Here is a 14118-nt window from a genome sequence, read left to right on the forward strand (position 1 = left end):
CTCCCGCCCACGCGCTTGCAGCCACGGCAGGCAGGTCGACTGCTCCTTGCAATAGTGGAACCCCGAAATTGATCGAGATCATTCCAGCCCCTGTCGCGCTGCAAAGCGGCTACCGGCGTTTTCTACATGCATTGGCCGCCGCCGGCTTTCGGGGCGAGATCTCGCCGCGATACGCCGACCGCACCGTCCTCTCCACGGACAATTCGATCTATCAGCGCCTGCCCCAGGCCGTGGTCTTTCCGCTGGATGCGGCCGACGTCGAGATACTCGCAAGGCTGCTCGGGGCGCCGGAGCATCGGCAAGTGGTTGTCTCTGCGCGAGGCGGGGGGACGGGCACCAACGGGCAGTCGCTGACGGACGGCATCGCGGTCGACCTGTCCCGGCATCTCAATCGGATCCTCTGGATCGATCCGATCCGGCGGGTGGCCAGGGTGCAGGCGGGCGTGGTCAAGGACCAACTGAACACTGCGCTGCAAGAGCACGGACTCTTCTTCGCCCCGGAGCTGTCGACCTCCAACCGCGCCACGATCGGCGGGATGATCAACACGGACGCGAGCGGCCAGGGAAGCTGCACCTACGGCAAGACGCGCGACCATGTGCTGGAACTGGACATGGTCATGCTGGGCGGCAATCGCTTCTCGAGCAGGTCTGTCGATGCCGATGAACTACGGGTGCTGCTGCAGGAAGACGGGCCGGTGGGCGCCGTGTGGCGCTGCGCACACCGGATCGCCACCCAGCACGCCGACCTGATCGCCGCGCGTTTTCCTCCGCTGAATCGCTGCCTCACCGGCTACGACCTGGCGCACCTCAGGGAACCCGGCGATCGCTTCAATCTCAACAGCGTCCTGTGCGGTGCCGAGGGTTCGCTGGGATTCGTGGTCGAGGCCGAGATCGGGCTGCTGCCCATTCCCCGATATTCGGTGCTGGTCAATGTTCGGTACGCCAGCTTCATGGATGCTCTGCGGGACGCACGATTCCTGATGCAGCATCGCCCGCTGTCGATCGAGACGGTCGATTCGCAGGTATTGAACCTGGCGATGGGCGACATCGTCTGGCAAGACGTGGCCGAGTATTTCCCCGTCGATGCCGACAGGCTGCCGACTCGCGGCATCAACCTGATCGAATTCTGCGCAGACTCGCAGGAGGAGCTGCGCGAGCGTTTGGCGGCCTTCGTCGGTCATCTCGATGACGATGCAACTGCGGCTCGCATCGGCCACACGGTCGCCTGGGGGAAGGCTTGCGTGGACAAGGTCTACGCCATGCGCAAGCGCGCTGTCGGATTGCTGGGCAACGTGCCGGGCGAGGCCCGGCCCCAGCCTTTCGTCGAAGACACTGCAGTGCCGCCCGAGAAGCTCGCCGAGTACATCGAGGAATTCAGGGCGCTGCTCGATGGCCACGGGCTGCGCTATGGCATGTTCGGCCATGTGGATGCGGGCGTGCTTCATGTCCGGCCGGCGCTGGATCTGAGAAACGCAGGCCACGCGGCTTTGATCCGCACGATCTCCGATGAGGTCGCCAGCTTGACGCTGAAGTACGGCGGCGTGCTGTGGGGCGAGCACGGGAAGGGCGTTCGATCCGAGTACGCGCCCAAGTTCTTCGGTCCGTTGTTTCCGGCACTGCAGGAACTCAAGGCTGCGTTCGACCCATACAACCAGCTGAATCCGGGAAAGATCGCCACTCCCGCGGGCCAGCCTGCAGAGTTGCTGCGTATCGACGAAGTCCCTTTGCGCGCCGACGCCGATCGCCAGATCGACGAGCGTGTCTGGCAAAGCCATGCAAGTGCGGTTCGCTGCAACGGCAACGGCGCCTGCTACAACTTCGACCCTGACGATGCGATGTGCCCCTCATGGAAGGCCACGCGTGAACGCAGGCATTCCCCTAAGGGCCGCGCCGCTCTGATGCGAGAGTGGCTGCGCCTGCAGGGCAACGCTGGGGTCGACGTACTCGGGGTGGCGGCGCAGCAGCCTTCGTTCGTCGTCGGATTCGTCAGGCGCTGGAAGACCGGCCGTCGTCGCGTGGCGGCCGGCAACGGTGGTTCCGATGACTTTTCCCATGAAGTCTACGAAGCGATGAGCGGTTGCCTCGCCTGCAAGTCGTGCGCGGGGCAGTGCCCTGTCAAGGTCAATGTCCCGGATTTTCGCTCGCGCTTCCTGGAGCTGTATCACTCCCGCTACCCGCGGCCCATCAAGGACTATCTGATCGGCTCGCTCGAATACAGCGTGCCGTTCTTCGCGCGAGTTCCGTGGCTCTACAACGCCGCAATGTCCTCCAACCTCTTGCGCCGCATGCTTGAGCGACATGCGGGCATGGTCGATAGTCCGTTGCTCAGCCGCTTCGACTTCCAGGCCACGCTGCGTCGCTGGGGCGTACGCACTGCCACTACGCGCTCACTGATGGCTCTGACGGATGCGCAGCGGGCCCGGTCCGTCGTTCTCGTTCAAGATGCCTTTACGCGCTATTTCGATACGCACGTTTTCTCCGCATTCATCGAACTTGCCTCACGACTCGGCTACACGGTGTGGCTGGCGCCTTTCATGCCCAACGGCAAGCCGCTTCATGTCCTCGGCTTTCTGCAGGGGTTCGGCCGTGCGGCGCTCAAGAACGTGGCAATGCTCGACGAACTGGGGTCATGCGGCGTTCCCCTCGTCGGCCTCGACCCCGCCATGACACTCGTGTATCGCCAGGAATACGCGAAGCTTGCCTCGCTGGAAATGCCTCCCGCCGTGCAGCTTCCGCAGGAGTGGCTGCTGGATGCTCTGCCTCCGATAAAGCCGCAACCCGCAGCGGGGGACTTCCGGCTTCTGGGCCACTGCACCGAAAGGACGAACGCGCCTGCGGCCGCAGCCCTGTGGCCCGATGTATTCGCCCGCGCCGGATTGAAGCTCCAGCAGCAAGCCAGCGGCTGTTGCGGCATGTCGGGGACCTATGGCCATGAGAGCGTGAACGTCGAGACTTCCCGCCATATCTATTCGCTGTCTTGGGCGCCGATACTGAAGGACGGGGAGACGCAGAAGACGGAGTTCCTCGCGACGGGCTACTCCTGCCGCAGCCAAGCCAAGCGAATGGAGGGCCGGCATCTCCGGCATCCTGTGGAGGTATTGCTCCAGTTCCATACCCAGACTGCGTCACCTGCGACAGGCCAACGGCAATGACCTGTGGTAAGCGATGAGGAACTGACTCGGCAACTGCATTCGCGAGTACTCGTGCCATGCTCGAGCCGCCAAGCAAAGCTCATGCACTCTCGTCGTTCAATCGATGCAGCTCCACGCCCGGCGCGTCGAGCTCGGCCTTCAGCACGTTGCCGTGCGTCGAATCGGTGACGAACAGCGTGGAGCGGTCCGGCCCGCCGAAGGCGATGTTGGTTGTCGAGGCTCCGACCGGGCCGCGCAGCACCACGACCGGTTCCGCGCGCGCATTGAGCACCCAGACGACGCCGAGGCCCGGGTTGGCGATCAGCAGACGCCCCAGCGCGTCGACCGCGAGGCCGTCGGGGCCGCTCGGGCCGTAGGAGGTGAAGAACTGGCCCACCTTGGCGACGCTGCCGTCCGCGAGCAGCGGCACGCGCCAGATGCAGTTGCCGCGGGTCACGGCGAGGTAGAGCACCTTGCCGTCGGGCGAGAGCGCCACGCCGTTGGGGCTGGGCACGTTCGACAGCAGCAGTTCGAGCTGTCCGTCGGGCCGCAGGCGATACAGGCGTCCCGACGGGTCGTGCAGCCCGCTCTGGCCCTGGTCGGTGAAGTAGACGTTGCCCCGCGCATCCAGCACCAGGTCGTTCACGCCCTTGAAGCTCTCGGTGTTGCGCCGCCGCAGATGCGGCGCGACGCTGCCGGTGCGCACGTCCACGCGCATCAGGCCGTTCTTGTAGTCGGTGACGAGCAGCGTGTTCGCGTCGATGAACTTCATGCCGTTCGGTTCGCCGTCGTACTCGGCGACCAGCGTCCATTCGCCCGAGGCGTCGATGCGGAAGATGCGGCCGAAGGGAATGTCCGAGACATAGAGGTTGCCGGCGTCGTCGAACACCGGCCCTTCGAGGAAGGAGTCGGTCGGCTGGCCGCCGCGGTTGGCCTCGGCCCACACGCTCGGCTCGCGGCGCCGGAAATGCTCGGGCATGCTGGTGAAGGTCTGGAGCTCCAGCACCTGGGGCGCTTGCAGGAAGTACATATAGGGGTCCTAGGGTCTGTTCACACTATTTTCGGGGTCGCGTTGGTGCTCCAAGGGGCCGTCTGCGGCGTTGCCCGCACTTGCAAGGCGAAAGCCTTGCTGCGCGCGGGCGCCTTGCATCCAGCCCCTTGGAGCACCAACCCTGCGGGAAGGGCAGCCAGGGCGGGCCACTCGGCGTTGCACTTCTAGCGTGTGCGCATGCACACGCGTCGTCGCGCGCCTTGATTGGCCCGCACTGGCTGCCCTTCGCGACCCCGGAAATGGTGTGGACAGACCCTGGTCGGCGCGGATCAGGCGGCCGCGAATCCATAGAGTTTCGCCGGGTTGTCGACGAGGATGCGCCTGCGCACGGCCTCGTCGCCGCACCAGGCTGCGAGCACGTCGGCGAGCGCGGCGTCGTCCACCGTTCCCGGCGCCTCGGTCGTGTGCGGCCAGTCGCTGCCCCACACCAGCCGCTCGGGCGCGGCCTCGACCAGTGCCCTGCCCAGCGCGAAGGCATCGCGGTAGGCGGGCGCGCCGTCGCGCGAGCGCATGTAGACGCCGGAGAGCTTCATCCATGTGTTGCCGCCGTCGAGCAGCCGACGCGCCACGGCGAATGCCGCCGCGTCTGCACCTTCGGCCGGATCGATGCGCGCCATGTGGTCGATGACCAGCGGCACCGGCAGCGCGGCGAGCACCGGCTCGAGTTCCACCAGCTGCTCCGGATGCACGAATATCTGGATGTGCCAGCCCAGCCGCGCCACCTTGCGCGCCAGCGTCGTCAGCATCCGCGGCGTGGTGGTGCCCCAGGATTGCGGCGTCACGAAGTTCACGCGCAGGCCGCACACGCGCTGCGCCGCGAGGCGGTCGAGTTCATCGTCGGCCACGTCCTCGGCGACGACCGCGACGCCGCGCGCCTGTTCGCCCAGCTGCGCGAGCGCATCGAGGGTGCAGGCGTTGTCGGTGCCGTAGGTCGAAGGGTTGACGACCACCGTGCGCGAGGTGCCCAGCCTTTGCTGCAGCAGCCGATAGGCCGCCACCTCGGCGCGCGGCGGCTGGCGCTTCCAGTGCGGCGAGGCGGGGAAGCGCGGGTTGAAGATGTGCATGTGGCTGTCGCACGAGCCCGCGGGCAGTGCGGGCGCGGGGCGGTCCAGGCCCACCGAGTGGGGAACCGGCTGCGCGATGGAGGTGGCGTTCATTCGTGCGATGTCTTCAGTCGAGCTTGATGTTGCCCTTGCGAATCACGTCCGCCCACTTCGCATCTTCCTTCTTCAGGAAATCGGCGAACTCCGCAGGGGTGGAGCCGACCGGCTGCACGCCGACGTCGACGAATCGCTTCTTCACTTCCTCTTCCTTCAGCGCCTCGACCATGGCCTTGTGCAGCTTCTCCGCGATGGGTGCCGGCGTGCCGGCCGGCAGGAAGACGCCGTTCCATTCGTAGGCCTCGTAGCCGGGCACCACGGTCTCGGCGATGGTCGGCACCTCGGGCAGGCGCGGCGAACGCTGCGGGGACGACACCGCCAGCGCGCGCAGCTTGCCGGAGGACACGAGCGGATACGAGGCCGCGATGGTGCTGAACATGAAGTCGACCTGCCCGCCCATCACGTCGGTGATGGCGGGGCCGCCGCTCTTGTAGCCCACATGCACCATGTCGAGCCCGAGCCGCTGGCGCAGCAGTTCCGCCGCGAGCCGCTGCACGGTGCCGCTGCCGCCCGATGCGAAGTTGATCTTTCCCGGCTCGGCCTTCGCCTTGTCCGCGAGATCCTTGATGCTCTTCAATGGCGATTCGGCGCGCACGATCACGATGTTGGGCGCCAGCGCGACGAGCGCGAGCGGCTGCAGCGCATTGGCGGCATAGGGCATGCGCGCGAAGAGATGCGGGTTGATCGAGTAGGGCGTGGCGTCGTAGAGCACGGTGTAGCCGTCGGGCGCGGCCTTGGCCACGAAGCCCGCGCCGATGGTGCCGCTGGCGCCGGGCCGGTTGTCGACGATCACGCTGGTGCCCAGCTTCACCCCCACGCGCACGGCCAGCACGCGCGCGAGCGCATCCGCCGAGCCGCCGGGTGCATAGGGCACGACCAGCGTGATGGGGCGCTCCGGATAGGCGGCCTGCGCGGAAGTCGCTGCTGCAGCGATGAGGATGCATGCGGCGAGCATGCGTCGGATGGATTTCATGATGTTCCTTCTGTATGCGTTCATTCCGTCTTGAGGTCGAGCGATCGGGCCAGATCGCCGTACAGCCTGACCTCGCCCGCGAGCTGCGCACCGAATGCGTCGCCGCAGCTGTTGCGGGACTCCATGCCGAGCGAGCGCAGCTTTTCCTGCGTGGCCGGCGCCTGGGAGAACTCGGTCGCCACGCGGCGCAGCGTGGCCAGCACATCGGGCGGTGTCTTCGCCGGCGCGAGCAGGCCGTACCAGGCGTCGGCCGTGTAGCCCTTGACGCCGGCCTCCTCGAAGGTTGGCACGCCTGGCAGCAGCGCCGAGCGCTTCGGCGCGGCCACCGCCAGTGCGGTCAGCTTGCCGCTGTGTACCTGCGCGAGCACCGAGCCCAGCGTGGCGAAGGAGCTGTCGACCTGCCCGCCGATGAGATCGGTCACGGCCTGCGCCGCGCCCTTGTAGGGGATGTGGTTCATCGAGGTGCCCGTGAGCTGCGTGAACTGCGCGCTCGCGAAGTGGCCCGAGCTGCCGGCTCCCGGCGTGGCATAGGTGCGCTTGCCCGGATCGGCCTTCACGGCCTGCAGGAAGGCGCCGAAGGTCTTCACCGGCATCGACGGCCCCACCACCAGCACCGTGGGGCTCACGGCCAGCGAGCACACCGGCGCGAAGGAGCGCACCGCATCGAACTTCACGCGCTGGCTGTAGAGCGCCGGGATCATCGTGTGGTTCGTCGCGCCCAGCAGCAGCGTGTAGCCGTCAGCCGGCGCCGCGGCGACCGCCTCGGCCGCGAGGATCGTGTTGGCGCCGGGCTTGTTGTCCACGACGAATGGCTGGCCCAGCGCACGCGATGCGTGGTCTGCGAATGCGCGCGCCACCACGTCGGTGGGGCCGCCCGCGGAGAAGCCGACGAGCACGCGCACCGGCCTGGCCGGCCAGGCCTGGGCATGCGCCTGCATGTGGACCGCCAGTGCGACCGGCAGGCCGAGCGCGAGCGTGAGCGCGGCCCGGCGGGCCTTCTTGCCGCTCTTCATTGTCTTGTCTCCTTGTTATGGGTCTGGATGGCGGCGATGCCTTCAGCTGCTCGCCGCCGTCTGTCGCTCGAGCACCTGCAGCAGGTTCTTCGCGGCGCCCACGCCCATGTTGACGTAGGCGTCGCTGGTCACGCCGCCGATGTGCGGGCTCAGCACGATGTTCTTCTCGCCCTGGAAGGGGTGGCCCGCGGTCATCGGCTCCACCGCGAAGCTGTCCAGCCCGGCCATGAAGACCTGGCCCGAGCGCACGGCCGCCAGCAGGGCCTCTTCGTCGATCAGCCCGCCGCGCGCGGTGTTGACCACGATCACGCCGCGCTTGCAGCGCGCCAGCGTGTCCGCATTCAGCAATCCCCGGTTCTCGTCGGTCAACGGGCAGTGCAGCGAGACGACGTCGGACTCGGCCCAGATGGTCGCGAGGTCCGCGGCCTGTACGTGGGCCGGCAGGTTCTTCGCGTACGGATCGAAGCCGAGCACGCGCATGCCCAGCGCATCGACCATGCGCGCGAAGCGCAGCCCGATGGCGCCGAGCCCGATCAGGCCGATGGTACGGCCGCCGAGTTCGAGGCTCTTGTGCGTCGCCTTGTCCCAGTGGCCCGCGTGCATGCGTGCATCCAGCGGCACCACCGACTTCGCGCAGGCCAGCAGCAGCGCGAGCGCCTGCTCGGCCACCGCCGCCGCGTTCGCGCCCACGGCCGCCACCACCTCGATGCCGCGCGCCCGCGCCGCCACCTTGTCGATGGTGTCCGTGCCGCTGCCGTGCTTGGAGATCACCTTCAGGGAAGGCGCGGCGTCCATGACGGCCGCGCCCACCTTGCCGTAGCGCACGATGATGGCCACCGGGTCGTGCGCGCGGCACAGCGCGACGAGGTCGTCCTCGGTCGGCGTCTTGCCCGCATAGACGAGCTCGTGGCCTTCGAGCAGCTTCACCGCCTGGGGCGCGAGGTCGGCGCCCGTCACCAGAATGGCCGTCACAGCGTTTCACCTTCCTTCAGGACGCCGGCCGCACGCAGTGCGGAATCGAGCCACTTGGCGGCCGTGTCGCCTTGCTTGATGGCGGCGATGCGTGCGGCTTCGTCCTTCACCTTCTTCGCGGCCAGCGGCAGCAGCGATTCGATCTTCTCGCGCTCCACCACCACCACGCCGTCGGCGTCGCCGATGACGAAGTCGCCCGGACGCACCGTCACGCCGCCGAGCGACACCGGATGCCCGATGCGCCCGCCGACGCTCTTGGTCGGGCCGTTCGGATTGGTGCCCGTGCAGAAGACCGGGAAGTCCATCTCGTCGATCTCGATGCTGTCGCGGCAGGCGCCGTCCATCACCACGCCGGCGATGCCGAGCTGGCGGCAGGCGGTCATCATGATCGTGCCCATGAGCGCGGAGCTGAGGTCGCCCTTGCCGTCGATGACGAGCACGTCGCCGGGCTTCGCCATGGCGATGGCGGCATGGATCATCAGGTTGTCGCCAGGGCGCACTTCCACGGTGATCGCGGTGCCCGCGAGCTTCATGCGGGGGCGCAGCGCCTTGATGCGGCCGTCCAGCGCGCCGCGGCGGCCGGCCACGTCGGCCAGGATGGCGGGCTGGAACTCGGCCGCCTGCGCCACGATGTTCGCGGGCACGCGCTCGAAGTCGCGAATGACGTCGGGAAGAGGAGATGACATGGGGAAACCTTCTTGGGTGGTGGATTGGGAGTAGATGGAAAAGGCGGGGCTCATTCGGGCTTGATGCCCGCGTCCTTGATGACCTTGGCCCACTTGGCCAGGTCCGCTTTCTGGGTGTCGGCGAGCTGCTGCGGCGTGCTGCCCACGAGGGTGACGCCGAGCTTGTCGGCCATCGCGGCGATCTCGGGGTCCTTCAGATGGCGCACCACCTCGGCGTTGAGCTTCTGGACCACGGCGGCGGGCGTGCCCGCCGGCGCGTAGAGCGCCTGCCACTGCTCGACCACGAAATCCTTGAAGCCGGCCTGGCCCATGGTGGGCACATCCGGCAGTGCCTTCAGGCGCGCGGCCGAGGTGACGGCCAGCGCCCTCAGCTGGCCGCCCTGGATGTGCGGCAGCGCCGCGGCCACCGGCGCGAACATGAAGCTGGTGTGGCCGGCCAGCACGTCCTGGATGGCCGGCGTGTCGCCCTTGTACGGTACGTGCGTCATGCGCGTGCCGGTCTGCAGGCGCAGCAATTCGCCCTGCATCTGCAGGATGGTGCCGCTGCCGCCGGACGCGAACGACAGTTCCTCGGGCCTCGCCTTCGCCTGAGCGACGAGGTCTGCCACGGTGCGCATCGGCTGCGCGGCGCCGACGACCAGCACGTGCGGAATGGTCCCGATCAGGGTCACAGGTGCGAAGGCGCCGACGGGGTCGTACTGCATCTTCTGCAGCAGGTTCGGCACGATGGCCTGCGGGCCGATCGAGGTGCCCAGCAGCGTGTAGCCGTCGGGTGCCGACCGTGCGACGAACCCGGAGCCGATGGTGCCGGTGGCGCCGGCCTTGTTGTCGACGATCACCGTCGTGCCCAGCGATGCGCCCAGGCGCTGCGCGATGGCGCGGCCCAGGATGTCGGTGGTGCCGCCCGGCGGGTAGGGCACGACCCAGGTGATGGGCCTGCCTGTGGGCCACTGGCCCTGTGCGAGTGCGGGCATCGACGCCGCGGCGAGCGCGGCCAGGCCCAATGCGCCGAAGCGGCGCCTGTGCATGCGGGTCATGTCGTCTCCGTGGAAGAATCGTTCTGTTCGTCGAAGCCGTAGAGCGCGGCCGGGTTGTCGACCAGCACGCGGTGCAGGGCGTCCGCTGTTGCGGTCCAGCCGGCGAGCAATGCCATCTGCTGCGCGTCGTCGGGCATGGCCTGGTGGCCGGCACTGGCGCTGGCGTGCGGCCAGTCGCTGCCCCACAGCACGCGCTGCGGCGCGGCCTGCAGGAAGCTCCTTGCCAGCGGTGCCACGTCCGCGAAGTGCGGCGGGCCTTCCTCGCTCACGATGTAACCGCCCGAGAGCTTGATCCACGCGCGGCCCGATGCGAGCAGGCGCAGCACCAGCGCATGCGCCGCGTGCCTGCCGGCCATCGACGGTGCGAGCCGCCCGAAGTGGTCGAACACGATGGGCACGGGCAGGTCCTCCAGCACATCGGCGAGCTGCGCCAGCAGGGGTGCTGGCGCGAGCAGCTGCAGGTGCCAGCCCAGCGGCGCGATGCGCCTTGCCAGCGGTGCGATCTGCGCGGCGGTATTCGCGACGCCGAGCGAGAGATTGAGCCGGATGCCGCGCACGCCGCAGTCGTGCAGCGAGCGCAGTTCGTCGTCGCCGATGTTCTCGTCGATGACCGCCACGCCGCGCGCCCGTGCGCCGAAGGCGGCGAGCGCATCGCGCAGGGGGCGGTTGTCGGTGCCGTAGGTGGAGGGCGTCACGAACACCACGCGCTCGGTGCCGGTGCGCTGCTGCAGTTGGCGGTAGTCGTGCGCGGTGGCGTCCGGCGGCGTCAGCTTCGCGCCCGGTGCCGGCGGATAGCGCGAGTCGTACAGGTGAACATGGCAGTCGCAGGCGCCCGGCGGAACCTCGACCGGCGCGCGTCCGTGCCCGGCAGAGAAGGGCGCGGTGGGCATGGCGGGCGAACCGGTGCCCGCGACGACGGAGCCGGACATCGGAATCAGTCCAGTCGGACGCCCGAGGCCTTCACGATCGCGCCCCAGCGCACGCCGTCGGTGCGGATCAGCGAGGCGAACTTCTCCGGCGGGCCAGACAGCACCTCCGCGCCCTGCGCCGCGAGCTTCTTCTGCACGTCGGGCGTGGCGAGGGCCTTGTTGAAGGCCGCGTTGAGCTTCGCGATCGCGTCCTTCGGCATGGCCGCGGGGCCCGCCACGCCGAACCAGGTGACGGCCTCGAAGTCCTTGTAGCCGGCCTCGACCATGGTGGGCACGTCGGGCAGGTCGCGGTTGCGCTGCAGCGAGGTCACGGCCAGCGCGCGCAGCTGTCCGCTCTTGATCTGCGCGATGAGCGTCGGCACCGACGACACGTACAGCTGGATCTGCCCGCCGACCAGGTCGGTCATGCCCTGCGACGCGCCCTTGTACGGCACGTGCGTGAGCTGGATGCCTGCGATCTTCTGGAACTGCTCGGTCGCGAGATGGGCCACGGTGCCGTTGCCCGAGCTCGCGTAGTTGAGCGCGGTGGGCTTGGCCTTCGCTGCGGCGACCACGTCGGCCAGCTTCTTGTAGGGTGAGGCGGAGGACACGACCACCACCAGCGGCGCCGATGCGACCAGGCCGACTGCCGCGAGATCCTTCACCGGGTCGTAGGGCAGCTTGGTGTAGAGCGACGGATTGATCGCGAGGTTGCTGGTCTGGCCCAGCACCAGCGTGTAGCCGTCGGGGCTGGCCTTGGCTGCCGCGTCGACGCCGATGTTCCCGCCCGAGCCGGGCTTGTTGTCGATCACGATGGTCCAGCCTTCGGAGGTCGCGACCTTGTTCGCCACCTCGCGGGCGATGATGTCCGTGCCGCCGCCCGGCGGGAACGGCACGATGAGCTTGATCGGGCGCGCCGGATAGGCCTGCGCCGCCGCAATGCCCGAGGCGAGAAGAAGGGCGAGGCCGAGGGCCGCGCTGCGGGGAATGGAGCCGAGGCTCGAGGTACGCATGGGTGTGTCTCCTTATCGTTCGTTGCCCACCTGCAGGCCGTGCTGCGAGGCGTGGAGCGACTTTAGGTTTGCGTTCCATTCCATACAATGGTGGTCCACTGAACGGACCTTGAACCACTGTGTGAAACAGAATTCGAAAGCCGCATCCGTGCGCAAGGAAGTGATCGAGATGCCCCGCGAGGCGGATGCCGAGGCCTCGGGCGGAGTCACCGCCGTCATCCGTGCGCTGCAGTTGCTCGACACCTTCGGCATGCAGGACGAGCACCTCTCGCTCGCGGAACTCACGCGTCGCAGCCAGATGCACAAGACGACCGCGCTGCGCCTGCTGCGCACGCTGGCGCTCGCCGGCTACGTGGTTCAGCGCGAGGACGGCGGCTGGCGGCTCGGCCCCGCGGCCGGCTGGCTCGGCGCCCGCTACCAGGCCAGCTTCGATGCCAACGGCGTGGTCGAGCCGATGCTGCTCGCGCTGTCGCAGGCAACGGGCGAGAGCGCCGCCTTCTACGTGCGCGAAGGAAATTCCAGGACCTGCCTTGCGCGCGTCGAAGGGCCGCAGCCCATCAGACACCACGCGCGCATGGGCGCGATGCTCCCGCTGGACCTCGGCTCACCGGGACGCGTGATCCTCGCGTTCTCGGGCGAGCCCGGAAAGCTCTACGAGGACATCCGCAAGAAGGGCTACCACTACTCCATCGGCGAGCGCGAGAAGAACGTGGCCACGGTGTCGGCGCCGGTCTTCGGGCTGCGCTGGGCGCTGCTGGGCTCGGTGTGCATCTCGGGACCGGCAGACCGGCTGCCCAAGCCCAAGCTGATCGGCCATGCCAAGACCATCATGAAGGCTGCGAACGAACTCTCCTACGCGCTCGCGGGCCGGCCCACGGCGCAGACGCCCGCGGTGGTGTCGACCTGGCATCCCTGAAGGGAGGGCTCAGGAACTCTCGCGCTGCTCGATGTGGAACGGAATCAGCACCGTCTCCGCAGGCGGCCGGTGCCCTTCGCGCGTGCCGTCCATCACGCGCAGCAGCAGTTCTCCCGCCGCCTTGCCGATGCCCACGCAATCCACCGCGACCGTGGTGATGCGCGGATGGCAGGCGCGTGCGACCTCGAAGTCGCCGAAGCCGGCGATCGCGATGCGCCCGGGCACTTCCCAGCCGCGACGCTGGCATTCCATCAGCGCGCCGAAGGCCGAGAGGTCGGAGACGCAGATCACCGCATCCACGTCCGGCCACTGGCGGATCAGTTGCGCCACGGCCTCGCCGCCCTGCGCCATCGAGATCGGCGGCTGGCCGAAGCTGATGACGCGGCCGTCGGGCAGGCCCAGTTCGCGGATCGCATCGGCATAGCCGCGCTGGCGGTCGGCGCCGCGCGTGTCGCGGTTCGAGGTGCCGCCGATGAAGGCGATGCGCCGGTAGCCCTTGGCGTGCAGGTGGCGCACCATCGCGGCGGCGGCCTCGGCGTTCGAGAAGCCCACGGTGTGCCCGATGGGCGCGGCCGGCAGGTCCCAGGTCTCGACCACCGGCACGCCCGCTGCCTGCAGCATGGCGCGCGCGGCCGGCGTGTGCGAGCCGCCGGTGAGGATCACGCCCTCGGGCCGGCGCGCGAGCATGGCGCGCAGCAGGCGCTCCTCGGTCTCCACGCGGTAGTCGGTGTAGCCCAGCAGCACCTGCAGCCCGCGCGCCTCCACGGCGGCGGTGATGCCCTGCGCGGTCTCCGAGAAGTTGGAGTTGTTGAGCGAGGGGATCAGCACCGCGACGAAGCCCGACCGCTTGCTGGAGAAGGTGCGCGCCGTCTGGTCGATGACGTAGCCCATCTCCTCGCAGGCCTGCAGGATGCGCTGGCGCAGCGCCTCGGAGGTCACGCGGTCGCTGCTCGCGCTGCGGTTGAGCGCGCGCGACACGGTCATCTTCGACACGCCGACGCGCGCGGCCACGTCGGCCATCGTCGCGGGGCGGGTGAGGGCTGGGGCAGGGGCTTTGGTCGGTGGCAAGGCGCTTATTTCTTTCTCTCTCGGAAGGCGGGAAAGGCGGGTTCGAGGATATGCGACGAGGAGCGGACGACGTGAGATACCGATAACCATATCGAAGCCGGCATCGACGAGCGAAGAATACCGCCAATGGCGTTGAAAGAAGAATGAAATGGTGACCTCGCCGCATACGGGTAAAGCCTGAGTTACCGGT

Annotated in this window: 12 protein-coding genes; 2 read left to right on the top strand and 10 right to left on the bottom strand. The window is 68.4% G+C overall.

The features are described 5' to 3' along the window. Positions 1-71 precede the first annotated feature (71 nt). Positions 72-3152, top strand: coding sequence for a D-2-hydroxyglutarate dehydrogenase YdiJ (gene ydiJ / locus FHY06_RS21855; protein WP_132754138.1), 3081 nt, complete (start codon positions 72-74; stop codon positions 3150-3152). A 79-nt stretch (positions 3153-3231) separates the two neighbouring features. On the opposite strand, the gene FHY06_RS21860 is transcribed toward ydiJ, so the two are convergent. The 9 genes from FHY06_RS21860 to FHY06_RS21900 all read right to left on the bottom strand — a co-directional run bounded on the left by FHY06_RS21860 (position 3232) and on the right by FHY06_RS21900 (position 11944). Then, on the bottom strand, positions 3232-4161 hold the full coding sequence (locus FHY06_RS21860; RefSeq protein WP_184606276.1) for an SMP-30/gluconolactonase/LRE family protein: 930 nt from the start codon (positions 4159-4161) through the stop codon (positions 3232-3234). 290 nt (positions 4162-4451) lie between these two features. After that, on the bottom strand, positions 4452-5339 hold the full coding sequence (locus tag FHY06_RS21865; RefSeq protein WP_184606277.1) for an amidohydrolase family protein: 888 nt from the start codon (positions 5337-5339) through the stop codon (positions 4452-4454). Positions 5340-5352: 13 nt separating this feature from the next. Next, positions 5353-6315 (bottom strand): tripartite tricarboxylate transporter substrate binding protein, encoded by a 963-nt coding sequence (locus FHY06_RS21870; protein WP_184606278.1) that lies wholly within the window; start codon positions 6313-6315, stop codon positions 5353-5355. 20 nt (positions 6316-6335) lie between these two features. Continuing rightward, on the bottom strand, positions 6336-7328 hold the full coding sequence (locus tag FHY06_RS21875; protein WP_184606279.1) for a Bug family tripartite tricarboxylate transporter substrate binding protein: 993 nt from the start codon (positions 7326-7328) through the stop codon (positions 6336-6338). Positions 7329-7370: 42 nt separating this feature from the next. Beyond that, entirely contained in the window at positions 7371-8300 is a 930-nt protein-coding gene (locus FHY06_RS21880; RefSeq protein ID WP_184606280.1) for an NAD(P)-dependent oxidoreductase, read from the bottom strand. Then, positions 8297-8986: an RraA family protein gene (locus tag FHY06_RS21885; RefSeq protein WP_019657870.1), complete on the bottom strand. Its 690-nt coding sequence runs from the start codon at positions 8984-8986 to the stop codon at positions 8297-8299. Before FHY06_RS21885 ends, FHY06_RS21880 begins: the two co-directional genes overlap by 4 nt. Before the next feature lie 50 nt (positions 8987-9036). Continuing rightward, complete coding sequence (locus FHY06_RS21890) at positions 9037-10023, bottom strand: Bug family tripartite tricarboxylate transporter substrate binding protein (RefSeq protein ID WP_019657869.1); 987 nt, start codon at positions 10021-10023, stop codon at positions 9037-9039. Continuing rightward, positions 10020-10952: an amidohydrolase family protein gene (locus FHY06_RS21895; RefSeq protein ID WP_184606281.1), complete on the bottom strand. Its 933-nt coding sequence runs from the start codon at positions 10950-10952 to the stop codon at positions 10020-10022. Before FHY06_RS21895 ends, FHY06_RS21890 begins: the two co-directional genes overlap by 4 nt. Positions 10953-10957: 5 nt before the next feature. Continuing rightward, on the bottom strand, positions 10958-11944 hold the full coding sequence (locus tag FHY06_RS21900; protein WP_184606282.1) for a Bug family tripartite tricarboxylate transporter substrate binding protein: 987 nt from the start codon (positions 11942-11944) through the stop codon (positions 10958-10960). Between the two features lie 169 nt (positions 11945-12113). On the opposite strand from FHY06_RS21900, the gene FHY06_RS21905 reads away from it, so the two are divergent. Further along, on the top strand, positions 12114-12860 hold the full coding sequence (locus FHY06_RS21905; RefSeq protein WP_051127677.1) for an IclR family transcriptional regulator: 747 nt from the start codon (positions 12114-12116) through the stop codon (positions 12858-12860). Positions 12861-12869: 9 nt separating this feature from the next. Here the strand turns inward: FHY06_RS21905 and FHY06_RS21910 are convergent, their stop codons facing one another. Continuing rightward, positions 12870-13880, bottom strand: coding sequence for a LacI family DNA-binding transcriptional regulator (locus FHY06_RS21910; RefSeq protein ID WP_126183441.1), 1011 nt, complete (start codon positions 13878-13880; stop codon positions 12870-12872). Positions 13881-14118 lie beyond the last annotated feature (238 nt).

The sequence above is a fragment of the Variovorax atrisoli genome (genome assembly GCF_014195185.1).
Lineage (GTDB): Bacteria > Pseudomonadota > Gammaproteobacteria > Burkholderiales > Burkholderiaceae_C > Variovorax > Variovorax atrisoli.